The sequence below is a fragment of the Phytopseudomonas daroniae genome (assembly GCF_004327285.1).
Taxonomy (GTDB): domain Bacteria; phylum Pseudomonadota; class Gammaproteobacteria; order Pseudomonadales; family Pseudomonadaceae; genus Aquipseudomonas; species Aquipseudomonas daroniae.
The window spans coordinates 116,859-139,371 of the sequence record NZ_QJUI01000013.1; the positions used below are offsets into that span (position 1 = coordinate 116,859).

Sequence of the window (22,513 nt, forward strand, 5' to 3'; positions counted from 1 at the left end):
CGGCCTAAACCGGGCATTCAGACGTTGCGTGTACGGTATTAGTACAGGCGAACGCTGCGGCGCTGTTCGCGCTGCACTTTCTTGGCGTGACGCTTAACAGCGGCAGCTGCTTTGCGCTTACGCTCGGCGGTCGGCTTTTCGTAGAATTCGCGGCTACGAACTTCGGCCAGAACACCGGCTTTTTCGCAGGAGCGCTTGAAACGACGCAGAGCTACGTCGAAGGGTTCGTTCTCTTTAACTTTGACGGCTGGCATCCAGAGCTACCTTCTTTATTACCGGAGGTTTGTGTCTTCCGGCAACGGCACGGAAAGATCACAGGTTTTTAAGGGTTGCGGATGTTACCGCCTCGTCAACCGGAATGCAAAGCCTCTGATCGAAAAGCACTGGTCTGTGCCGCTTGGCGACGATTATCATGCCGGCCTTTCACGCCCGGCGGCTGCCGGACTGTTCAACCTCAAGGCGAAACCATGCTTGTTCTGGGATTGGAAACTTCGTGCGACGAGACCGGTGTCGCGCTCTACGACAGCGAGCGCGGCCTGCTTGCCGATGCGCTGTTCAGTCAGATCGACCTGCACCGCGCCTACGGTGGTGTGGTGCCGGAGCTGGCCTCGCGTGACCACGTCAAGCGCATGCTGCCGCTGATCCGTCAGGTGCTGGAGGAGGCCGGCTGCGTAGCCACCGAGATCGACGCCATCGCCTACACCGCAGGGCCGGGGCTGGTCGGCGCGCTCCTGGTTGGCGCCTCCTGCGCCCAGGCGCTGGCGTTCGCCTGGGATGTACCGGCCATCGGCGTGCATCATATGGAAGGCCACCTGCTGGCTCCCATGCTCGAGCCGACTCCGCCAGCTTTTCCGTTCGTCGCCTTGTTGGTCTCGGGCGGGCATACCCAACTGGTTCGGGTCGATGGAATCGGCGAGTACCAGTTACTTGGTGAGTCACTGGACGATGCCGCTGGCGAGGCATTCGACAAGACGGCCAAATTGATGGGGCTGCGTTACCCCGGTGGCCCGGAAATCGCCCGGCTCGCCGAGCGCGGTACGCCCGGACGCTTCGTGTTCCCGCGACCGATGACCGACCGCCCCGGCCTGGATTTCAGTTTCAGCGGCTTGAAGACCTTCACCCTCAATACCTGGCAGCAATGCTGCGCCAGTGGCGACGACAGCGAACAGACCCGCTGCGATGTGGCCCTGGCGTTCCAGCAGGCTGTCGTCGAGACGCTGACCATCAAGTGTCGTCGTGCGCTCAAGCAGACGGGGCTCAACAGCCTGGTGATCGCGGGTGGGGTGAGCGCCAATCAGGCGTTGCGGCTGTCGCTGGAGGACATGCTCGCAGCGCTGAAGGGCAAGGTCTTTTACGCCCGTCCGGCATTCTGTACCGACAATGGCGCGATGATCGCTTACGCCGGTTGCCAGCGCCTGCTGGCCGGGCAACACCAGGATCTTGCCATCAGCGTACAGGCACGCTGGCCGATGGAAGATCTGCCTCGCTGCGAGCCACACGCAGAAAGTTGAACGAGAGTGGGATGTTGCTTGCCGCTTGAAGCTGCTCTTAGAAATGTCGCTCACGGCCAGCCCATAGATCGCGTAGATTGCTGCGGTGGCGCCAGACGATCAACCCGCTGAGCACGCACATCGGCAGTAGCGCTGCCGGTTGTTGCCAGGCGAGTAGCGGTAATGTCAGCGGTGCGGCGGTCAGTGCGGCGAGGGAGCTGGTGCGGGTCAGCCCGAAGATCAGCAGCCAGGTGCAGAGCGCCAGCAAGGCAGCGGGTGGATACAGACCCAGCAACATGCCGGCCGCAGTGGCGACGCCCTTGCCACCGCGAAAGCGGAAATAGATCGGATAAAGGTGCCCGACCACGGCTGCCAGACCCAGCCAGGCCTGTTGCTGCAGTTCGAAACCAAGGTGTGCGGCAATCGCGACGGGCAGCAAACCTTTGAATAGATCGCCAATCAGCGTGAGAATGGCCAGGCGTTTGCCCGCCAGCCGTAGCATATTGGTGGCGCCGGGATTGCCCGAGCCGCTGGCACGAGGATCCGCCAGGCCGGTCATGCGGCTGAGCAGGATAGCGAAGGACAGCGAGCCGAGCAGGTAGGCGAGGATCGCCAGCAACCAAAACATGGTATCCATTCCGCGCCGGGGGATGCCCGATTCTAACGAGGTACGGCGAGCTTGTCGTGCCGTGGAGAGCATGCTTGGACACAGTGTTTATCGCGGGTCTGGAAGTCGACACCGTTATCGGTGCCTACGACTGGGAGCGCACCATCCGCCAATGCCTGCAGCTGGATCTGTGGCTGGGCTGGGACAACCGTCCGGCGGCCGAGGAGGATGATTTGAACAAGGCGCTGGATTACGCCTCGGTGTCCGCACGCATCCAGGCCTTTGCCAGCGAGTCGCAGTTCATCCTCGTGGAAACCTTCGCCGAACGCCTGGTGGCGCTGCTGATGAGTGAGTTCGGGATTCCCTGGGTGCGTCTGCGGCTGACCAAGCCGGGCGCGGTGCCCGCCGCCCGTGGCGGTGTTGGCGTGGAGATCGAGCGCGGATGTCGCTAACCCCGATACTGTTGGGCCTGGGCAGCAATATCGAGCGCGAGGCACACCTGCGTGCCGGCCTCGATGCTCTGGCCGACATCGTCACCGATATGCGTTGCTCGCCAGTCTTCGAAAGCCTGGCGGTGGGTATCAAGAGCGGCCCGTTCTTCAACCTGGTGATTGCCGGGCAGACTGCCTTGCCACTGCTCGAACTGGATCGCCGGCTGAAGTTCATCGAGGCCGACAACGGTCGCTATGCGCCGGATCGCAAGGGCCTGCCGCTGGATATCGACGTGCTGATGTACGACGCATTGGTCGGCAGCTTCGATGGCCTGGTGCTGCCCCGCGCGGAAATTCTCAAGAACGCCTTCGTGCTCAGGCCGTTGGCACTGCTGGTGCCGGATGTCGAACATCCGGGCGTAGGGCTCAGCTTCGCTGAATTGTGGCGAGAGGCGCGGATCGAGCAGCAACTGTGGCCGGTTTCCTTCCTGTGGCGTGGTGCCGAGCTGACACCTGCCGAGTTGCTGCCGTCGCCCTAGTGTCACGTCAACCATGAAATGTCGGGCGCCCGTAGGGTGGGTCGGGCCGCGCAGGTTAGCGACGCCGGACTCAGATTGACAGGCACCGCTATCGTGGAGCGTCGCGGATGGCCGCCCCGCGTAACCCTCCAGGCGATAGATCGTGTTGCGCCGGTGGTGGGTTACGCCGCAACAGAGATGGTAAAACCGTCAGTCAATGTGACAGGCGGCTAACCCACCCTACGAGAGGTCGTTCGACCGACAGCTGATCTGTGACGCGACACTAGGTGGTGTTAACGCTTGCGCACGACCGCGCAGCAATGCTGTTAGGCCCTATTGCGTCTGAGCGGACTGCTTGAATGCCTTGAGTGCGGCGAGCCGCTCGCGATTGAGCGCTTCGCCCAGTTCTGCGCCCTTGTAACCACGCTCGAGCAAGGGCTGTGCGGTCACCTTGCGCACCGCCTGCATGGCATCCAGCAAGTAAGCTGCCTGTGGATACTCACGCTGTTCCAGCCCGTGGCGACCCCGGGCATCCATCTCGCTGGCGGCAACGAAGGCCTCGAAGCGTTGCGGGCGACGGAATACGTCGAAGCGTTGCATCAGCTCCAGTAGCGTTGACGCACGCAGCTCCAGGGCGCGGTGGGCATGGGTGTGAAACTCCCCGACCAGTTCAGCCAGCTCCTGGCACTCCCTGGGCACTTTGCACCGGCTGTTGATCGCCTGGATCAGCGGGATGCCACGGTGTTCGTGAGCGATATGCCGAGGCCAGTCGGCAGGCCTGGTCAGTCCCTTGCCTACATCGTGTAGCAGGCAGGCCCAGCGTACGGGCAGCGGTTGCTGGTGGTCGGCGCACTGGCGCAACACGGCCAGCACATGAATGCCGGTGTCGACCTCTGGATGATGAGCAGGCGGCTGCGGCACGCCAAACAGTGCATCGACCTCCGGCAGCATGGTCGCCAAGGCGCCGCAGTCGTGCAGCACCTGAATGAAAACGTCCGGTCGCGGCTCCATCAGTGCGCGGGAGATTTCCTTCCAGCTGCGTTCGGGCGTCAGGGCGTCCAGCTCTCCAGACTCGGCGAGCTGGCGCATCAGCGCGAGGGTTTCGGCTGCCACGACGAAGCCCAGCGGTGCGTAGCGGGCCGCGAAGCGCGCCACGCGCAGAACGCGCAACGGATCTTCCGCGAAAGCCGGCGATACATGGCGCAGCTGTTTGGCCGCCAGGTCGCGCTGCCCGCCATAGGGGTCGATAAGCTGGCCATGCTCGTCTTCGGCGATGGCGTTGATGGTCAGATCGCGGCGGATCAGGTCTTCTTCCAGGGTCACTTCCGGGCTGGCGTGAAAGGTGAAACCGCCATAGCCGCGGCCGCTCTTGCGTTCGGTACGCGCCAGGGCGTATTCCTCGCCCGTTTCCGGGTGCAGAAAGACCGGGAAATCCGCACCGACCGGGCGAAAGCCTTTTTCCAGCATGGCCTCGGCGGTGGCACCAACCACCACCCAGTCGATCTCGGTGACCGGGCGGCCGAGCAGGCGATCACGTACCGCGCCGCCAACTTTGTAGATGAGCATAGGGTTCTCCGTCATGGGCAGAGGATAACCGCTGTGCCGGAGCCTGTCGTTGTGCTGGAGGAGTCGGGCCCAGGCTGGGCCCGTTTTCAGAGCGGTGGGATGCGCGGATCCAGGCGCGGGAAGTCGCCGTTCGAGTCGGCGTCGCTCTTTGGTGGCACGTGCTGGGTGTTGACGATCTGCTCGCCTTGCAGGGTCTGCAGGTGGATGTCGAACCCCCACAGGCGGTGCAGGTGCTTGAGTACTTCTTCGGTGGAGCTGCCCAGGGGTTTACGGTCGTGCTGGAAGTGGCGCAGGGTCAGTGAGCGATCACCGCGTCGGTCGATGTTCCAGATCTGCACGTTGGGTTCGCGATTGCCCAGGTTGTACTGGGCGGCCAGGGTTTCGCGAATGGTGCGATAACCCGGTTCGTCGTGAATGGCCGGTACACTCAGTTCATCTACCTGATCGTCATCGAGAATGCTGAACAGTTTCAGGTCGCGGATCACCTTGGGCGACAGATACTGAAGGATGAAGCTTTCATCCTTGAAGCTGGTCATGGCGAATTTCAGGGTGCTCAGCCAGTCGCTGCCGGCGATGTCCGGAAACCAGTGGCGGTCTTCCTCGGTCGGCTCTTCGCAGATGCGGCGGATGTCGCGGTACATGGCGAACCCCAGGGCGTAAGGGTTGATGCCACTGTAGTAAGGGCTGTCGAAAGACGGCTGAAACACCACGCTGGTATGCGACTGCAGGAACTCCATCATGAAGCCCTCGGTAACGAGGCCTTCGTCGTAGAGATCATTCATCAGGGTGTAATGCCAGAAGGTCGCCCAGCCTTCGTTCATCACCTGGGTCTGACGCTGCGGGTAGAAATACTGGGCGATCTTGCGCACGATGCGGATCACCTCGCGTTGCCAGGGTTCCAGCAACGGCGCGTGCTTTTCCAGAAAATAGAGGATGTTTTCCTGAGGCTCGGCCGGAAAACGCTTGCTGTCCTGTTCGTCGGCCTTGCTGGCGCTTTTGGGAATGGTGCGCCACAGATCGTTGATCTGGCGTTGCAGGTGCTCTTCGCGATCCTTCTGACGCCGCCGCTCTTCCTCGGCGGAAATCGGGTAGGGGCGCTTGTAGCGATCCACGCCGTAGTTCATCAGCGCATGGCAGGAATCAATCAGATCCTCGACCGCATCGATGCCGTGGCGCTCTTCGCACTGGGTGATGTACTGCTTGGCGAACACCAGGTAATCGATGATCGAGGAAGCATCCGTCCAGGTGCGGAACAGGTAGTTGCCCTTGAAGAAACTGTTGTGCCCGTAGCACGCATGGGCGATTACCAGTGCCTGCATGGTGATGGTGTTCTCTTCCATCAGGTAGGCGATGCAGGGATCGGAATTGATCACGATTTCATAGGCCAGGCCCATCTGCCCACGGCTGTAGGACTTCTCGGTGCTGAGAAACTGCTTGCCGTACGACCAGTGGTGGTAGCCCAGCGGCATGCCCACCGACGCGTAGGCGTCCATCATCTGTTCGGCGGTGATGACCTCGATCTGGTTCGGGTAGGTGTCCAGCGCGTAGCGTTCGGCGAGTCGGCTGATTTCCCGGTCGTAGTCGCGAATCAGCTCGAACGTCCACTCCGACCCTGTGGATAGCGGCTGACGTTTCTTGCTGCTGGTGCTGCTCATGTCAAGAGCCTCCGCTGAAACAGTTCGCGGAATACCGGGTAGATATCACCGGCCGATACCAGTTGCTGCTGGGCGAAGGTCTCGTCGAATATTTCGGCGACCTGTTCGTATTCGAACCACAGCGCCTGGTGTTCGCGTGGGGTGATTTCCACGTAGGTGAAATACTGCACGAACGGCATGATCTGCTTGATCAGGATATCCCGGCACACCGGCGAGTCGTCGTTCCAGTTGTCGCCGTCGGAAGCCTGGGCGCCGTAGATGTTCCATTCGTTGACCGGGTAACGCTCGGCCATGATCTCCTGCATCATCTTCAGGGCGCTGGACACTATGGTGCCGCCGGTTTCCCGCGAGTAGAAGAATTCTTCCTCGTCGACTTCCTTGGCGCTGGTGTGGTGGCGGATGAACACCACGTCGATCTTGTCGTAATTGCGCTTGAGGAACAGGTACAGGAGGATGAAAAACCGCTTGGCGACGTCTTTGGTCGCCTGGGTCATTGAGCCGGATACGTCCATCAGGCAGAACATCACTGCCTTGGAGCTGGGAGTGGGGTGTTTGACCAGCAGGTTGTACTTGAGGTCGAAGGTGTCGAGGAAGGGCACGCGGTGAATTCGCGCGCTGAGCCGCTCGATTTCTTCTTCGATAGTCTGAATGTCGCCGAAGTTATCGGGTTCCTCACGACGCAGGCGCTCCAGTTCGGCCTTGGCTTCACGCAGTTTCGCGCGGCTGCTGCCAGACAGCGCGATGCGCCGGGCATGGGCCGAGCGCAGGGTGCGGATGATGTTGATGCGTGACGGGTTGCCTTCGCTGCTGATGCCGGCGCGTACGGTCTTGAAGGTCTCCGCGCCGGTCAGGTGACGCTTGACCAGGTTGGGCAGTTCCAGATCCTCGAACATGAAGTCCAGGAATTCTTCCTGGGTGATCTGAAAGACGAATTCGTCCATGCCCTCGCCGGAGTTGCTGGCTTTGCCTGAACCCTGGCCGCCACCGCCACCCTGGGGACGTGGAATACGTTCTCCGGCGACGAAATCCTTGTTGCCGGGGTGGACGACGGTTTGCTTGCCGCCGCGGCCATGGTGCAGCACAGGTTCGTCGATATCGCGGCCGGGAATGCTGATCTGCTCGCCGTGCTCCATATCGGTTATGGAACGGCGACTGACCGCTTCTTCCACCGCTTTCTTGATGTGATCACGGTAACGACGGATGAACCGCTGGCGGTTCACCGTGCTCTTGTTCTTGCCATTCAGGCGACGGTCGATCACGTAGCTCATAGGCCCTCCGGGCCAGCTTCAAGCCGCAAGCTACAAGCTGCAAGTAGGCCGAGTCTGGCTCCTGCTTTTCTTGCAGCTTGAAGCTTGCCGCTGCTGTTATTGCGATTTACGTACGCGCAGATACCATTCGGACAGCAGGCGCACCTGCTTCTCGGTGTAACCGCGCTCGACCATGCGATTGACGAAGTCGTTGTGCTTCTGCTGATCCTCCTTGCTGGCCTTGGCGTTGAAGCTGATGACTGGCAGCAGATCTTCGGTGTTGGAGAACATCTTCTTCTCAATCACCACGCGCAGTTTCTCGTAGCTGAGCCAGGTCGGGTTCTTGCCATTGTTGTTGGCGCGGGCGCGCAGCACGAAGTTGACGATTTCGTTGCGGAAGTCCTTCGGATTGCTGATGCCGGCCGGCTTTTCGATCTTTTCCAGTTCCTCGTTGAGGGCTACGCGATTGAGGATTTCGCCGGTTTCCGGATCGCGATACTCCTGATCCTGAATCCAGAAATCCGCATACAGCACGTAACGGTCGAAGATGTTCTGGCCATATTCGCTGTAGGACTCCAGGTAGGCGGTCTGAATCTCCTTGCCGATGAACTCGATATAACGCGGTGCCAGGTATTCCTTGATAAAGCGCAGGTAGCGCTCACGCACTTCGCCGGGGAACTGTTCCTGTTCGATCTGCTGCTCCAGCACATAGAGCAGGTGCACCGGGTTGGCGGCGATTTCATGAGGATCGAAGTTGAATACCTTGGAGAGAATCTTGAAGGCGAACCGGGTCGACAGGCCATTCATGCCTTCGTCGACGCCAGCGGCATCGCGGTATTCCTGGATCGATTTGGCCTTGGGGTCGGTGTCTTTGAGATTCTCGCCGTCGTAGACGCGCATCTTCGAGTAGATGTTGGAGTTGTCCGGCTCCTTGAGACGCGACAGGGTGGAAAACTGGGCGAGCATCTTCAGGGTGTCCGGCGCACAGTGAGCGTTGGCCAGCGAGCTGCTGGTCAACAGCTTGTCGTAGATCTTGATCTCGTCGCTGACGCGCAGGCAGTAGGGCACCTTGACGATGTAGATACGGTCGATGAACGCTTCGTTGTTCTTGTTGTTGCGGAAGGTGTGCCATTCCGACTCGTTGGAGTGGGCCAGCAGGATGCCGTTGTAGGGAATAGCGCCCAAACCCTCGGTACTGTTGTAGTTGCCTTCCTGGGTGGCGGTGAGCAGCGGATGCAGCACCTTGATAGGCGCCTTGAACATCTCGACGAATTCCATCAGGCCCTGGTTGGCTCGGCACAGAGCTCCCGAATAGCTGTAGGCGTCGGCGTCGTTCTGTGGGTACTCCTCGAGCTTGCGGATGTCCACCTTGCCGACCAGGGCGGAGATGTCCTGATTGTTCTCGTCGCCGGGTTCGGTCTTGGCGATGGCTATCTGGTTGAGGATCGAGGGGTAGAGCTTGACCACGCGGAACTGGCTGATGTCGCCGCCGAACTCGGCCAGGCGCTTGCTGGCCCAGGGCGACATGATGCTGCCCAGGTAGCGTCGCTCGATGCCGTAATCCTCCTCGAGGATCGCCGCGTCTTCGTCGGCGTTGAACAGGCCCAGCGGTGATTCGAATACGGGCGAGCCCTTGATGGCGTAGAAGGGCACCTTCTCCATCAGTTGCTTGAGCTTTTCTGCCAGGGACGATTTACCGCCACCGACGGGGCCCAGCAGATAGAGGATCTGTTTCTTTTCCTCCAGGCCCTGGGCCGCGTGGCGGAAATAGGAAACGATCTGCTCGATGCATTCTTCCATGCCGTGGAAATCGGCGAAGGCGGGGTAGCGGCGGATCACCTTGTTGGAAAAGATACGCGACAGGCGCGGATTGTGCGACGTATCGAGCAGCTCCGGTTCGCCGATCGCCATAAGCAGCCGTTCGGAAGCACTGGCGTAGGCGCTGCGATCCTGTTTGCACAGTTCGAGGTACTCCTGCAGCGAGTACTCCTCCTGGCGGGTCGCCTCGAATCGTTGCTGGAAGTGACTGAAAATGCTCATGACTTCACCTCGCTCGATGCTTGGAGCCGGCCGGGATCGGTCGAGCGGGTGCTTGCAGACCCGGCGCTTGCGCTACCGAGATGAATCCCCCGAGCACCCCGCAGCCAGTCAGAACCTCGTGGTCGGCCTGTCCGTGGCGTGGCAGGTTCGAGGACAGCCGCCGCCGGGTGTGTTACCCGCGCGGCGTATCGGCTGCCTTCCCCCGCCATGACCATTCGCTGTATGGCCTGACTGTCTGCTGAAGGTGGTTACCGATGGCCCGTTCGGCCGATTGGCCGGCTACCTGAATTGGGATGGCCTGAAGTAAGGATAGTTCGGAATTACCAAGGTCAAGGCGCAATCGCCGACAGTAACGCTGTTGCAGCGCTCTGGAGAGAGCCAAGCCCAGTACTGGCGCGGGCCTGGCGGTGAAAATATTTTATGGCCGGCCATCCCTGGCGGCCACCCTGCGGGCCGTCGCAAGCGACGTTAAAAATGGCTCCCGGCCATTTTTTATTCCGGCTGGCTGGACGTGGTTTCCTGGGGGTAGGTGCTGCGCCATAACTCGAAGCCGCCGTCGAGACTGTAAACGTCGGAGAACCCCTGGCCGACCAGGTAGGCGGCTGCGCTCTGGCTGGAGTTGCCGTGGTAGCAGGCGACGATCACCGGCCCATCAATATCTGCCTTGGCGATGAAGTCGGCCAGGGAGTGATTGTCCAGGTGCTGCGAGCCGCTGATGTGCCCGGCAGCGAAGCTTTGCGGATCGCGGATGTCGACCACCACCGCGCCATTCTCACGCAGAGCCTGGGCCTGTTCAGGGGCGATACGTTTGAACTCGCTCATGCTGTTTCCTCGCTGCAGTCGCAGCGATGGTATTCGCCGCTGTCGATGTTCATCAAAGTCATGCTGCCTCCCCATACGCAGCCGGAATCCAGGGCGAAAACGCCAGGTTCGTCACAGCGTCCCTCCAGGGAGGCCCAGTGGCCGAAGATGATCTTCTGACCGCGGGTTTTGCGCTGTTTGTGGCTGAACCAGGGCGAGTAACCCGCAGGTGCCGTACCGGGGCCTTCCTTGGTTTTCAGATCCAGGGTGCCGTCTGCCTTGCAGAAACGCATGCGGGTGAAATAGTTGGTGATCACCCGCAGGCGCGTCACGCCGTGCAGCTCCTTGTCCCAGCGGGCGGGCTCGTTGCCGTACATGCCGTCCAGGAACATCGGGTAGAGGGCATCGTCACGCAGGGCGTTCTCGACCTCTGCAGCACGCCTGAGCGCTTTGGCCATGCTCCATTGCGGGGGGATGCCGGCATGCACCAGGGCCATGTCGCGCTGTTCGTCATAATGTAGCAACGCTTGTCTGCGTAGCCAGTCGAGCAGGTCGTCGCGATCCGGCGCCTCGAGAATTTCTCGCAAGGTATCGCCGCGCTTGAGGCGCTCGATGTTGCGCGAGACGGCCAGCAGGTGCAGATCGTGGTTGCCCAGCACGCACACCAGCGCATCACGCATGCGATACAGGAAACGCAGCGTTTCCAGCGACTCAGGCCCACGGTTGACCAGGTCGCCGACCAGCCACAGTCGGTCACGCTCGGGATCGAAGGCTACGCGCTCCAGCAGGCATTGCAGCGGTTTCAGGCAACCCTGCAGGTCACCGACGGCATACGTCGCCATCAGTGCAGGGCGCCGGGTACGGCGAGGAGGAAAGGCGCGATGGGGGCATCGAAGTGCTGGCCGTCGTCGGCGACCATCTGGTAGCTGCCCTGCATGGTGCCGACCTGAGTCGTCAATAGTGTGCCGCTGCTGTAGCTATGGCTGGCCCCTGGCTCGATCAGTGGCTGCTCACCAATCACGCCTGCACCGCGTACTTCCTGAACCTGACCATTGCCATCGGTAATCAGCCAGTGGCGCGACAGCAGCTGCGCGGGCAGTTCACCCTTGTTAACGATGGTCACGTCGTAGGCGAAGGCGAAGCGATTCTGCTGCGGCTGTGACTGCTCCGGCAGGTAGCGGGTGAAGACGCTGACGTCGATCTGGTAGCGAGAGTCGGACATGGGCACTCGGTAAGTCAGGTGAGCGAGGGAGCGGGTTGTTCCGCCAACTGGTCGGCCAGGCGCACGAAAGCGGCCAGATCCAGCTGTTCCGGGCGCAAGCTGCCGTCGACGCCAGCCGCTTCGATGGCGCTGGCCGGAAGCAGGGCCTTGAGCGTATTGCGCAGGGTCTTGCGGCGCTGATTGAAGGCTTCGCGCACCACACGCTCGAGGAGATGGTGATCCTTGGCCGGGTGGGGCAATTGCTTGTGTGGTGTCAGGCGCACGATGGCCGAATCCACCTTGGGTGGTGGATTGAAGGCGCCGGGGCCGACATTGAACAGGTGCTCCACATCACAATGGTACTGCACCATGATCGACAGTCGCCCCCAGTCACCGCCACCAGGGCCGGCAGCCAGGCGTTCGACCACTTCCTTCTGCAGCATGAAGTGCATGTCGCGGATCAGGTGAGCGTTATCCAGCAGGTGGAAAATCAGCGGAGTCGAGATGTTGTAGGGCAGATTGCCGACTACGCGCAGGCTGTTCGGCTCGGCTTGCAGGCGGGCGAAATCGAACTTCAGGGCATCGCCCTGGTTCAGGCGAAAGCGTGGCTCGCTAGCGAATTTCGCCTCCAGGATGGGGATCAGGTCGAGATCCAGTTCGATCACGTCGAGTTGTGCACCGCTGTTCAGCAGCCCCTCGGTCAGTGCGCCCTGGCCTGGGCCGATTTCCAGCAGGTGTTCGCTATCGCGGGCATGGATGGCGCGCAGGATGCGGTGGATGACCCCGGCATCGTGCAGGAAGTTCTGACCGAAACGTTTGCGCGCACGGTGTTGGTAGGGCTCGGACATCGAAGAGCAGCTCCAAGCTTCAAGCTGCAAGCCATAAGCAACAGCATAAAGCGGTAAGGCGAAAACGCGCAGTTTAGCAGGGAACGTGCCTGCGCCGCTGCAGCGCTTCTACTTGTGGCTTGTCGCTTGCAGCTTGCGGCTGCCCTGGGCCATTTCGTAGGCCGTTTCCAGTGCGACCTGCAGGCTGCCACAATCGATGCGTCCTGTGCCGGCCAGATCCAGGGCGGTGCCGTGATCGACCGATGTACGGATGATCGGCAAGCCCAGGGTCACGTTCACCGCGGCGCCGAAACCCTTGTATTTGAGTACCGGCAGCCCCTGGTCGTGATACATCGCCAGGACTGCGTCGCAGTGATCCAGATGCTTGGGGGTGAACAGCGTGTCGGCGGGCAGCGGGCCGATCAGGTTCAGACCCTCTGCACGCAGTTGCTGCAGCACCGGCTCGATGACGTCGATTTCTTCGCGCCCCAGGTGACCGCCTTCGCCCGCATGGGGGTTCAGGCCGCAGACCAGGATGCGTGGATCGGCGATGCCGAACTTGTCGCGCAGGTCGGCATGCAGAATGCGCGTTACGCGCTGCAGGCGCTCATCGGTGATCGCGCTTGCCACATCCTTGAGCGGCAGGTGTGTCGTCACCAGGGCAACGCGCAGGCCGCGGGTCGCCAGCATCATCACAACCTGTTCGGTGTTGGTCAGGTCGGCGAGAAACTCGGTATGGCCGGAAAAGGCGATGCCGGCCTCATTGATCACACCCTTGTGCACCGGGGCGGTGATCAGCCCTGCGAAGTCACCCTTCAGGCAACCCTGGCCGGCACGGGTCAGGGTCTGCAGGACATAAGCGGCGTTGGCTTTGTCCAGGTGGCCGGTTTGTACAGGCTGACCCAGCGGGGTATCCCATACATACAGGCTGCCGGCAGGGGCTGGTTGCAGTGGCCAGTCATCGGGGCCGGTTTCGATCAGCCTGATATCCAGGCCCAGTTGCACTGTGCGCGCTTGCATTAACGACGCGCTGGCGATGCAGATCAGTGCATGCGCCTGGCGCTCGCGAGCGAGCAGCAGACACAGATCCGGGCCAATGCCGGCGGGTTCTCCGGGGGTGAGGGCGAAACGCAGGCAGTTGGGCATGATCGACTCTCGACAACAGGGCGCTGGCGATTCTAGCGCAGACAGCAATGAAAAAGCCCGGCGCTGGGCCGGGCTTGGTCGTGCAGTACCAACCTGAACTTACAGCTTGGTCTCTACATAGGCTTCATCGCGGATCTGGCGCAACCAGGTCTGCAGCTCTTCCTCATACTTGCGGTTGCGCAGCAGGTTCAATGCCTGTTGCTCGCGCATCTGTTCACTGCTGTCAGTGGCGCGACGGCCCATGACCTGCAGTACGTGCCAGCCGAACTGGCTCTTGAACGGCTTGGAGACTTCACCGCTGGCGGTGTTGTTCATCACTTCGCGGAATTCCGGCACCAGAGCGTTGGGGTCGATCCAGCTGAGGCTACCGCCGTTGAGGGCCGAACCCGGGTCTTCGGAGAAGTTTTTCGCCAGCTCGGCGAAGTCTTCCCCGGACTGGATGCGCTGATAGAGACGCTCGGCCAGAACCTGGGCTTCGGCCTCGCTGCGAATCTCGCTGGGCTTGATCAGGATATGACGCACGTTCACTTCGTCACGCACGGCCGTCTCGCCACCACGCTTCTCCAGCACCTTGAGCAGAATGAAACCACCGGGTGTGCGGATCGGCTCGGTCACGTCGCCTACGTTCAGGGCGCCGATCATGTTGTCAAACGGAGGGGGTAGCTGCGCCGCTTTACGCCAGCCCATGTCACCGCCGTCCAGCGCGGTTTCACTGGCCGAGTGGGCGATGGCCAACTGGCCGAAGTCAGCGCCCTGACGCGCTTGCTGGTAAATCTCCTGAGCACGCTGCTCGGCAGCCTGCAGATCGTCGGAGGAAGCGTCTTCCTGCACCGGGATAACGATGTTGGCCAGATGGAACTCTTCAGACAGCTGCATCTTGCCCAGGTCGGAGGCCAGGAAGTTTTTCACTTCCTGATCCGTTACCTGAATGCGCTCGGCCACACGGCGCTGGCGCACGCGGCTGATGACCATCTCGCGGGCGACCTGATCGCGGGCCTCATTGAACGACAAGCCGTCCTGGGCCAGTGCGGCACGGAACTGCTCGATGCTCATGCCGTTGCGCTGGGCAATGGTGGTGATGGCCTGGTTGAGCTCCTCGTCGCTGATGCGAATGCCGGAGCGCTCGCCCATCTGCAACTGGATATTCTCGATGATCAGGCGATCCAGCACCTGCTGGGCCAGCACATCGGCCGGTGGTACCTCGGCACCGCGCTTGGCGATGGTCTGTTGAACCTCGCGGACACGGGCGTCGAGCTGAGTCTGCATGATCACGTCGTTATCGACGATCGCCACCACGCGGTTGAGGGGTTGTACATCGGCGTGTGCCGCGGTACCCAGAAACAGCGCGCCCAACAGCAGTGGGCGCACGCACTCAGAAAGCTTGATCTTCACGTTCACGATAACCTTGAATGCCTTGGTCGAGGAATGTCTCAACGTTGCTGCCAGTCACGCCGCCCAGGCCTTTGAGGACGATTTGCAGGAAGATGCCGTTATCCGGCTCGTCGTTACGAGAAGGGTTGAGGCTGACTTCGTCGTAGTCGATCCAGTAACGGTTGATGACCCGCAGCTTCCAGCAGCAACTGTCGTACTCGAAGCCACCGAAGGCTTCCAGGGTACGGTTGCGGCCGTAGTCGTACTGCCAGCGGGAAATCACGCTCCACTGCGGGCCGAGCGGCCAGATGACGGAGAAGTCATGTTGGCTGATCTTGTAGTAGTCCTTGATGTAGGTGTCGGTGCCTGGCCTGCCATAATCGCCGCCATAGCTCCACTCGCCGGTGCTCTGATCGTACCTGAGCGTGTCGTTGCGATAACGATACCCTGCGTTGATCACCTTGCGCGGATTGTCTGCGGGCTGGTAGTGGAACATGGCGCTACCAGAGCGGGTGCGATGGGTATCAGGATCCCAATTGAAGTCCGACGTGAAGCGCCAGTCCTGATTGTAGCGATACATATACTCCAGAGCATATGGCGACACCGAGGACTGGGCTTCAGAGCGAGTGCGGTAGTCGATATCCGGCATCTGCACCTTGCGGTCTTCGAAGTAGAACGCTTGGCCGATGCTGAAGCGCTGGCGCTCGAAACCGTTTGGCTCTATCCAGCGACTGGTTACGCCCAAGGACAGTTTGTTCTCGTCACCAATACGATCCTTGCCGCTGAAACGGTTTTCGCGCCACAGTGAGGAATAACTGAAGCTACTGAGTCCAGTGTCGAACACCGGGATATCGGACTGATCTTCCTCGGGGACGTAGAGGTAGAACAGGCGCGGTTCGAGCGTTTGTCGGGCTGGGTTGCCAAACAGCGTGGTATCGCGGTCGAAATACAGGCCGCTGTCTACGCTGAACAGGCCTACGCCACGACTCTGGCTGCTTTCAAAGTCATTTCCGGCCGCGGCCATCTGAGATTTACCGAGACTATCCAGGGTCAGGTCGTAGTTGGTCTGCAGGTATTTGACCTGGGGCTTGACGAAGCCCCAGCTCCAGTCCAGCGGCAGGCTGACGCCGGGTTCGACGTGCAAACGCGTACCGTTGGCGCGCTTCAAACCGCGCAGCCGGGCGTCATACCACGGCCCCTCGGATACACCATCTTCGTTGATGAAGTTGCCGCTGCGCAGATCACGATCGAAACGCACCAGTTCCGTGCCATAGGTAAAGTTCAAACCACCTGGCTGGAAGGGCAGCTTGCCATCGAGGGTGATTTGCGGCAGACGGTTGTAAGGGGTCAGATCGGTAATGGTGGCCAGTTCGTAGGCATGTGCATTGAGCCGCGCGGTGTAGCTATCGCCGCGCCAGGTCAGGGTGCCGCGCTGGTTGACGTAGCGGGTGGTATCGATACCCAGGTCGGTGCTCAGATCCTGGAAATAGTACGGGTCGCTGATATCGGTGTAATCGACTTCGGCCAGCAGGCGCTTGTTCAGGCCCTGCCTGTGCTGCCAGCTGTACATCCAGCGTTGATCCTTGTAGTCCGACTGCAGTTTGCGGTCGTCATTGCTGTCATCGAGATAAGCAGCACCGATCTGGCCTTCGCTGTTGCGGGTCAGGTAGCGGAATTCGCCTTCGAGCAGCAACCCGCGATCGGCCATGTAGGTCGGATACAGGGTGGCGTCGAAGTTCGGCGCCAGGTTGAAGTAGTAGGGCGTCTGAATGGTCAGGCCGTTGTCGCTGGAGCTGCCGAAACTGGGCGGCAGGAAGCCGGACTGGCGACGGTCATCGATCGGGAAGTAGATATACGGTGTGTAGAACACCGGAAAATCCTTGACCCGCAGCGTGACGTTGGTCGCGGTACCGAAGCCGGTGGCCGGATTCAGAGTGATGTTGTTACCCGTCAGATGCCAGGCGTTGCTGCCGGGTTCGCAACTGGTGTAGGTGCCATCCTTGAGGCGGATGATCGCGGTTTCTTCACGCTTGGCGTAAGCCGCGCTACCGCGTACGTGGGCGGCGTGCATCACGTACTCGGCGTTTTCGATGCGTGCTTCGCCGTTGTCCAGTTGCAGTTCGGCGCGATCGCCGACGACCAGAGCCCCCTTATCGCGCAGGCGTACATTGCCAGTCAGCTCACCGCGGTTTTCCGCCTGATGCAGGTTGGCCTCATCGGCTTCTACCTGCATACCGGCCTGACGCACGACCACATCGCCAGCGAGGGTGGCGACCTGCTCTTCCTGCTGGTAACGCGAGGCGCGGGCCGAAACGAACATCGGCGCTTCGCTCATCGGCGTGGTGTCGTTCATGCCCGGGCGGCTCGGCTCGATGTAAGAGCCGGAGCAGGATGGGCCGATCTCGGCCAGCTGCGCGCTGGTCAACTGCTCGCGCGGTACCCAGTCGAGGTGGCTGTAATCGGCACTGCGCGATGCCAGCGCTCGGCCACCACTTTCGGTGACTTGCGTTGGCGCGGCCTTGGTCTCAGGCTTGGCAGTCGCCGCGGCAGCCGTGCCGGTGCTCAGCGCATTGCTACTGTGCGTTGGGCGAATGGGCAGATTGGCAGTGCTGGTTTTTGGCGCACAGGCCCAGCCGCCGGTAGGCGACGCCTGGCAATCGAACTGTTCGGCAGCAGTGGCGAATGGACTGGCGAAGGGTTGCAGGGCCAACAGGCCGCCCGTTACCAGAAGCGGGAATTTCTTGCGAAAAGCGGGGTATTTTACTGCCATCTTGTTTTCCGGGCTTCCTGTGCGCTTTTGGCCCAGGGGCCGCACGCCTCTCGATGGGCTGAAAGTCGGGTGGGAGCCGGCCATTGCTGGCCAACTCCCCCCTAAGAACCGTACGTGCGCCTTTCAGCGCATACGGCTCAAGCCTTTACAATGCCCCCGAGAAGGCCGGCTTACTCACTTTCAGGCCACGTATGTGGAGTTGTGTATGACAAATTGGGTGCAATAGTACCCGGTTGTCCAGGGAGTCTCTACCACCTTGTGAGCGGTAGATAATGTGGTGGTCGTGCCACCCCGTTTCTCTGGTAATCGGTTGTTTGCACAGCGTGCACAGTCCTTTTTGGCTCTGGAATAGGCTGACAACTTGAGTCCGGTACTTCAGCTTTTTCAGCATCCGCTCCATCCGCAGTTTTTCGCCCATTTCCTCCATGGAAGGATCGAAGGGGTTGTATTCCCCGCTCACCTTCTTATGTCGCTCAATTGGCGTACCCGCAAGCGGGTACAACGCAATTTCCCGTTTTGTCCCACTTTCCTCCGTTACCATGGTGGCGAACACCCAGTTTCTGTCGCCAGTGGTGCTGAAATACCGCTTTTGCACCCATTCCAGCGATTTGTTCGGGTGTCGCCGTTTCGCCCAACGCCAGAGTTTGAGGAACACTCTACTGTCCATACGGCTATACGCCTGTTTGGCAACTACGGGCTGGTGATATAGCGCCCAGCCTCGCAGCATCGGGTTCAGCACTCGGATTAGATCCTCCTGTCTTGCCGTTTTGCTGCTCTCAATAACTTCCTTGACCTTGCTGTAAAACGCCTTGACGTTCTTCTTGCTCGGCTTGATCAGGAGCTTCCCTTGATACTTGCGGAAGTTCCATCCCAGGAAGTCGAAGCCTTGGTCGATGTGGACGATCTGCGTTTTCTCGGATGACAACCGCAACCCGCGTACTGCCAGGAACTGCTCTACCCAAGGTTTGATCTCGTTTTCCAGCACCTCCGGGGAGGCACCTGTGATCACAAAATCATCTGCATATCGCACCACATTGACTTTCAGCTTCTTGGCCCTTGTCACGCTCAGATGCTGCTTGAGCTGTGATTCCAGGCCATCGAGTGCCATGTTTGCCAAAGTTGGCGAGATGATCCCGCCTTGTGGCGTACCGGCGTCCGTTGCCTGTAGCTGGCTCTTGTGTACTACACCAGCCTTCAGCCACTTCCTTAAAACCGCCTTGTCCGTCGGGACGTTGGCGATCAGCCAGTCATGGTTGATGTGGTCGAAGCATCCCTGTATATCCGCCTCCAATACCCATTGGGCCGAAGCCTTCTTGGATAGGCAGACGAACAACTGCCCCATTGCATCCGCCGTTGAACGCTCGATCCTGAAGCCGTAGCTGTTTGGATCGCCGTTGGTTTCTGCAATGGGCGCCAGTGCCAGCAGATACAACGCCTGCATGGCCCTGTCGGTCATGGTAGGGATACCCAGAGGGCGCTCCTTTCCATTCGACTTCGGAATGAACACACGCCGTAGGGGCCGTGGTTGGTATCCGTGCCGCTTCAACCCTTGTGCCGCTTTCCATTTCGCGTCAGGTGTATCCCAAAGCACGCGGTCGACTCCCGCCGTGCGCTTGCCCTGGTTTTCAGTGACTCGTCGTACGGCCAAGTATCTGGCCGACTTCGAGCGGGTCAGCATCCGTTGCAAGACTTTCACCCTGCGCCATTTGCCTTCCCGACAAGCCTTCGCAATCCGCACCTGCATTCCCCGGACATTCCGCTGTACACGACACCAATCGATGTCGTGCCACTGCTGCGGAGCGCCGGAAAGCGCAGACCCGGCCTGTTGGCTGAGCTCTTTCATGCTGCTTTCCCTCTCAAGATGATGAAACCACCCTGAGCGGAGGCACACGTACTCCCTGACGGGAGGGTGTCCCGCCAAGGGTAGTTGAGTTGGGCTCGATGAAACTGAGCCCGAGGTTTATTGAGACGAGGTCAATCAGGGATCATGCGACGAAAGACCACGCAGAAGTCTGCCCGGTTTCCCGTGGGATGATGTTCCAATCCCTATCCGAACCATTACAGCCCGGCATTCGCTTTCTCTGCGATCCCATACCCGCACCGCCAACAGCTCGCCTTGCGGCTCACCTGCCACGAGGGCAGAGATACGGGCTTACCACGTTCCCTATCTGTCACACGACTGGGTTAGGACTCGCCTTTTCACCGGAGGCGCTGATGACGACGTATCCCCACATCCCACAGAGATAACCGGCCTCGTACCTTTTGGTTCATGCCTATCAGCAGTTTTGGCATGGCTATCCTTACGGTGTTTATCAGCGGTTCACTTATGTTGCCCATACCAGCCAGCCTAGCGCCTCAACCCGGTACTGCTCCGAGTATCCACGGCTTGCCTCACGGCAGAACCGCACCCTAACGGGGGCTACATTGTCGGGAAAGCTTCATACCCCACCGTTACCCGTGACGCATGTTTCCCTAGGCTATCGTTGGTCGCACAACGAGTCCGCTACCACCCCGTGCAGGTAGTGGTTGGACAATGACAGACAGAGCTTTCGCCCATGTCTCCAGTTGAATAGACAAGAACCCAATAGAATGGCTTGTCAGCGTGATGTTTCCTCTTGTTCTCAGGCAAGAGGAACCCCTGCGGGGATTCTTCCCGCCAGGGTGAGGCCAAACGGCCGGTGTGATGCACTACATGTTGAGATAGATGGCCATGAGCAAGACGGTTGTGAAGACAAAAATCATCCAACCGAAGCTGCGGGTCAGTCTGGACAGTGATCCTGAGAAACAGTTGCGGATTTCTGTCCGACTTGCCGATTCATCTGCTGTACGGGCGAGACGTTTCTGCATGTCGATCTCATCGTAGTGAAGTAGGCACTCCCAGTTCGAAAATCGAACCATAGCCACGCTTCTGAGCGCTAAGTGGCTTTGGGTTACGCTATTGCGCCGCAGCGACAATGAGTCCTTTTGAGCGCTGGACTTCTTGGGCGGTTTTGTTTCCCAGATTGGCTACCGGGCTATCAGTTCTCTTGCGAGAACCCTTCACGATGACTCCTCATCGCGAAGCAGGAGACACGCTACGCGTGTCGCACAAGATGCTGGATAATAAAGCATGACCCGCGCAACGGCTAGCGCCGTCGGAGACCCTTGTAATGCCTGATCAAGATGTACGTCTGCAGCATCTGCAACAGTGGCTTGCGCCCCAGTTGCAGGAATTATTCGCCTCGAAGCAGTGGGGCGAGGTGCCACAAGCCTCGTTGCAGCCGGCGAGCAGCGATGCCAGCTTCCGCCGATATTTCCGCTGGCAGGCCGCTGGCCGTAGCCTGATCGTGATGGATGCGCCCCCGCCCCAGGAGAATTGCCGACCATTCGTCGAGGTGGCGAATGTGCTGGCGCGCGCCGAACTCAACGTGCCGCACATTTATGCAGCGGATCTCGAGCAAGGTTTTCTGCTGCTCAGCGATCTTGGTCGCGAGACCTACCTGGATGTGATCGACAGCGACAATGCCGACAGCCTGTTCAGCCCTGCCATCGACGCGTTGCTGGCCTATCAAAGATTGCCGATGGAAACGCCGTTGCCGCACTACGATGACGCCCTGCTGCGTCGCGAGCTGCAATTGTTTCCGGACTGGTATGTTGCCCGGGAGTTGGGCATCACCTTCGATGCCATGCAGCAGGCAGCCTGGGAGCGCATCTGCGCGCTGCTGATCGACAGTGCCCTGGCGCAACCCAAGGTACTGGTGCACCGCGACTACATGCCGCGCAACCTGATGATCAGCGAGCCCAACCCCGGCGTGCTGGATTTCCAGGACGCGGTCTACGGCCCCGTCACCTATGACATCACCAGCCTGTTCAAGGATGCCTTCCTCAGTTGGCCGGAAGCGCGCGTGCAGGCCTGGCTCGAAGATTATTGGCAGCAGGCCCGTGCGGCTGGCATACCGGTGCAGGAGGATGTGCAGAACTTTTTGCGCGCCAGCGACCTGATGGGCGTGCAGCGCCACCTCAAGGTGATCGGTATTTTCGCGCGCATTTGCCACCGTGACGGCAAGCCCCGCTACCTGGCCGATGTACCGCGTTTCTTCGCCTATATCGATGCCGTACTCGGCAGGCGACCGGAACTGGCGGAGCTCGGCGAGCTGATCGCTGACCTCAAACGCGCCGCGCAGGCTCGGCGATGAAGGCCATGATCCTCGCCGCAGGCAAGGGCGAGCGGCTGCGGCCGCTGACGCTGCATACGCCCAAACCCCTGGTGCACGCAGCCGGTGTGCCGCTGATCGAATACCACGTGCGGGCTCTGGCTCGTGCAGGGTTTACCGAACTGGTGGTCAATCACGCCTGGCTCGGCCAGCAGATCGAGGATTATCTCGGTGATGGCGAGCGTTATGGCGTGAGCATTCGCTACTCACCCGAGGGCGAGCCTCTGGAAACCGGCGGCGGAATCTTCAAGGCCCTGCCGTTGCTGGGTGGTGAGCCATTCGTGGTGGTCAATGGCGATATTTTCACAGATTACGATTTCGCCAATCTGCGCCGCCCTTTGACCGGACAGGCTCATCTGGTGCTGGTGGACAACCCGCCACATCACCCGAAAGGCGACTTTCTGCTGCATGGCGGGCAGGTCGAGGATGCCGTGGCAGAGCACGACAGCCTGACCTACAGCGGTATCGCCGTGTTGGGCGCGTCGCTGTTCGCTGATTGCCAGCCGGGCGCCTTCAAGCTTGCGCCGCTGCTGCGCAACGCCATGGCGGGGGGGAACGTGAGCGGCGAGCGTTACTCCGGGCGCTGGGTCGATGTCGGTACCCATGAACGGCTGGCCGAAGTCGAACGCCTGCTGATGGACGAGCGCTGA

At 60.5% G+C, this 22,513-nt stretch carries 19 protein-coding genes; 5 read left to right on the forward strand and 14 right to left on the reverse strand.

Translation table 11 applies throughout. The features are described 5' to 3' along the window. Positions 1 to 38 precede the first annotated feature (38 nt). Positions 39 to 254 carry a 30S ribosomal protein S21 gene (gene rpsU, locus DNK06_RS15990; RefSeq protein WP_003290642.1) on the reverse strand — a complete coding sequence of 72 codons (216 nt, stop codon included), beginning with the start codon at positions 252 to 254 and terminating at the stop codon, positions 39 to 41. A gap of 213 nt (positions 255 to 467) precedes the next feature. On the opposite strand from rpsU, the gene tsaD reads away from it, so the two are divergent. Next, entirely contained in the window at positions 468 to 1,511 is a 1,044-nt protein-coding gene (gene tsaD, locus DNK06_RS15995) for a tRNA (adenosine(37)-N6)-threonylcarbamoyltransferase complex transferase subunit TsaD (RefSeq protein WP_131180988.1), read from the forward strand. 37 nt (positions 1,512 to 1,548) lie between these two features. Here tsaD and plsY read toward each other — a convergent pair whose 3' ends face one another. Then, complete coding sequence (plsY, locus tag DNK06_RS16000) at positions 1,549 to 2,118, reverse strand: glycerol-3-phosphate 1-O-acyltransferase PlsY (protein ID WP_131180989.1); 570 nt, start codon at positions 2,116 to 2,118, stop codon at positions 1,549 to 1,551. Positions 2,119 to 2,192: 74 nt separating this feature from the next. Between plsY and folB the strand changes: the two genes are divergently transcribed. Continuing rightward, a complete protein-coding gene (gene folB, locus DNK06_RS16005; RefSeq protein ID WP_131180990.1) occupies positions 2,193 to 2,549 on the forward strand; it encodes a dihydroneopterin aldolase in 357 nt (118 codons plus the stop codon). Beyond that, positions 2,540 to 3,067: a 2-amino-4-hydroxy-6-hydroxymethyldihydropteridine diphosphokinase gene (folK, locus tag DNK06_RS16010; protein ID WP_131180991.1), complete on the forward strand. Its 528-nt coding sequence runs from the start codon at positions 2,540 to 2,542 to the stop codon at positions 3,065 to 3,067. The genes folB and folK overlap by 10 nt, the downstream gene beginning before the upstream one ends. 312 nt (positions 3,068 to 3,379) lie before the next feature. Here the strand turns inward: folK and DNK06_RS16015 are convergent, their stop codons facing one another. The 12 genes from DNK06_RS16015 to ltrA form a co-directional block, all read right to left on the reverse strand. Further along, positions 3,380 to 4,612 (reverse strand): multifunctional CCA addition/repair protein, encoded by a 1,233-nt coding sequence (locus DNK06_RS16015; protein WP_131180992.1) that lies wholly within the window; start codon positions 4,610 to 4,612, stop codon positions 3,380 to 3,382. An 86-nt stretch (positions 4,613 to 4,698) separates the two neighbouring features. Next, the gene (locus DNK06_RS16020; RefSeq protein ID WP_131180993.1) at positions 4,699 to 6,267 is read right to left on the reverse strand and encodes a SpoVR family protein; all 1,569 of its coding nucleotides are present in this window, start codon (positions 6,265 to 6,267) and stop codon (positions 4,699 to 4,701) included. After that, positions 6,264 to 7,535 (reverse strand): YeaH/YhbH family protein, encoded by a 1,272-nt coding sequence (locus DNK06_RS16025; protein ID WP_131180994.1) that lies wholly within the window; start codon positions 7,533 to 7,535, stop codon positions 6,264 to 6,266. The genes DNK06_RS16020 and DNK06_RS16025 overlap by 4 nt, the downstream gene beginning before the upstream one ends. 96 nt (positions 7,536 to 7,631) lie before the next feature. After that, complete coding sequence (locus tag DNK06_RS16030; RefSeq protein WP_131180995.1) at positions 7,632 to 9,554, reverse strand: PrkA family serine protein kinase; 1,923 nt, start codon at positions 9,552 to 9,554, stop codon at positions 7,632 to 7,634. Positions 9,555 to 10,046: 492 nt separating this feature from the next. Beyond that, entirely contained in the window at positions 10,047 to 10,376 is a 330-nt protein-coding gene (gene glpE / locus DNK06_RS16035) for a thiosulfate sulfurtransferase GlpE (protein WP_131180996.1), read from the reverse strand. Beyond that, a complete protein-coding gene (locus DNK06_RS16040; protein WP_131180997.1) occupies positions 10,373 to 11,197 on the reverse strand; it encodes a symmetrical bis(5'-nucleosyl)-tetraphosphatase in 825 nt (274 codons plus the stop codon). Before DNK06_RS16040 ends, glpE begins: the two co-directional genes overlap by 4 nt. After that, positions 11,197 to 11,577 (reverse strand): Co2+/Mg2+ efflux protein ApaG, encoded by a 381-nt coding sequence (apaG, locus tag DNK06_RS16045; protein ID WP_131180998.1) that lies wholly within the window; start codon positions 11,575 to 11,577, stop codon positions 11,197 to 11,199. Before apaG ends, DNK06_RS16040 begins: the two co-directional genes overlap by 1 nt. 14 nt (positions 11,578 to 11,591) lie before the next feature. After that, complete coding sequence (rsmA, locus tag DNK06_RS16050; RefSeq protein WP_131180999.1) at positions 11,592 to 12,404, reverse strand: 16S rRNA (adenine(1518)-N(6)/adenine(1519)-N(6))-dimethyltransferase RsmA; 813 nt, start codon at positions 12,402 to 12,404, stop codon at positions 11,592 to 11,594. Positions 12,405 to 12,512: 108 nt separating this feature from the next. Then, entirely contained in the window at positions 12,513 to 13,529 is a 1,017-nt protein-coding gene (gene pdxA / locus DNK06_RS16055; RefSeq protein WP_131181000.1) for a 4-hydroxythreonine-4-phosphate dehydrogenase PdxA, read from the reverse strand. Positions 13,530 to 13,628: 99 nt separating this feature from the next. Beyond that, positions 13,629 to 14,927: a peptidylprolyl isomerase gene (locus DNK06_RS16060; protein ID WP_131181057.1), complete on the reverse strand. Its 1,299-nt coding sequence runs from the start codon at positions 14,925 to 14,927 to the stop codon at positions 13,629 to 13,631. Further along, positions 14,902 to 17,670: an LPS-assembly protein LptD gene (locus tag DNK06_RS16065; RefSeq protein ID WP_131181001.1), complete on the reverse strand. Its 2,769-nt coding sequence runs from the start codon at positions 17,668 to 17,670 to the stop codon at positions 14,902 to 14,904. The genes DNK06_RS16060 and DNK06_RS16065 overlap by 26 nt, the downstream gene beginning before the upstream one ends. A 145-nt stretch (positions 17,671 to 17,815) precedes the next feature. Next, positions 17,816 to 19,513, reverse strand: a complete 1,698-nt coding sequence (gene ltrA / locus DNK06_RS16070) for a group II intron reverse transcriptase/maturase (RefSeq protein WP_131181002.1) — start codon at positions 19,511 to 19,513, stop codon at positions 17,816 to 17,818. Positions 19,514 to 20,819: 1,306 nt separating this feature from the next. Here ltrA and DNK06_RS16080 point away from each other — a divergent pair. After that, the gene (locus DNK06_RS16080) at positions 20,820 to 21,845 is read left to right on the forward strand and encodes an aminoglycoside phosphotransferase family protein (RefSeq protein WP_131181003.1); all 1,026 of its coding nucleotides are present in this window, start codon (positions 20,820 to 20,822) and stop codon (positions 21,843 to 21,845) included. After that, a complete protein-coding gene (gene murU / locus DNK06_RS16085) occupies positions 21,842 to 22,513 on the forward strand; it encodes an N-acetylmuramate alpha-1-phosphate uridylyltransferase MurU (protein ID WP_131181004.1) in 672 nt (223 codons plus the stop codon). Before DNK06_RS16080 ends, murU begins: the two co-directional genes overlap by 4 nt.

Coding starts and splice junctions, on each gene's coding strand:
- DNK06_RS16030 (WP_131180995.1), bottom strand. CDS start 9,554: ATGAGCATTTTCAGTCACTTCCAGCAACGATTCGAGGCGACCCGCCAG.
- apaG (WP_131180998.1), bottom strand. CDS start 11,577: ATGTCCGACTCTCGCTACCAGATCGACGTCAGCGTCTTCACCCGCTAC.
- murU (WP_131181004.1), top strand. CDS start 21,842: ATGAAGGCCATGATCCTCGCCGCAGGCAAGGGCGAGCGGCTGCGGCCG.
- DNK06_RS16015 (WP_131180992.1), bottom strand. CDS start 4,612: ATGCTCATCTACAAAGTTGGCGGCGCGGTACGTGATCGCCTGCTCGGC.
- rsmA (WP_131180999.1), bottom strand. CDS start 12,404: ATGTCCGAGCCCTACCAACACCGTGCGCGCAAACGTTTCGGTCAGAAC.
- DNK06_RS16040 (WP_131180997.1), bottom strand. CDS start 11,197: ATGGCGACGTATGCCGTCGGTGACCTGCAGGGTTGCCTGAAACCGCTG.
- DNK06_RS16025 (WP_131180994.1), bottom strand. CDS start 7,535: ATGAGCTACGTGATCGACCGTCGCCTGAATGGCAAGAACAAGAGCACG.
- plsY (WP_131180989.1), bottom strand. CDS start 2,118: ATGTTTTGGTTGCTGGCGATCCTCGCCTACCTGCTCGGCTCGCTGTCC.
- DNK06_RS16080 (WP_131181003.1), top strand. CDS start 20,820: ATGCCTGATCAAGATGTACGTCTGCAGCATCTGCAACAGTGGCTTGCG.
- rpsU (WP_003290642.1), bottom strand. CDS start 254: ATGCCAGCCGTCAAAGTTAAAGAGAACGAACCCTTCGACGTAGCTCTG.
- DNK06_RS16065 (WP_131181001.1), bottom strand. CDS start 17,670: ATGGCAGTAAAATACCCCGCTTTTCGCAAGAAATTCCCGCTTCTGGTA.
- ltrA (WP_131181002.1), bottom strand. CDS start 19,513: ATGAAAGAGCTCAGCCAACAGGCCGGGTCTGCGCTTTCCGGCGCTCCG.
- DNK06_RS16020 (WP_131180993.1), bottom strand. CDS start 6,267: ATGAGCAGCACCAGCAGCAAGAAACGTCAGCCGCTATCCACAGGGTCG.
- glpE (WP_131180996.1), bottom strand. CDS start 10,376: ATGAGCGAGTTCAAACGTATCGCCCCTGAACAGGCCCAGGCTCTGCGT.
- tsaD (WP_131180988.1), top strand. CDS start 468: ATGCTTGTTCTGGGATTGGAAACTTCGTGCGACGAGACCGGTGTCGCG.
- pdxA (WP_131181000.1), bottom strand. CDS start 13,529: ATGCCCAACTGCCTGCGTTTCGCCCTCACCCCCGGAGAACCCGCCGGC.
- folK (WP_131180991.1), top strand. CDS start 2,540: ATGTCGCTAACCCCGATACTGTTGGGCCTGGGCAGCAATATCGAGCGC.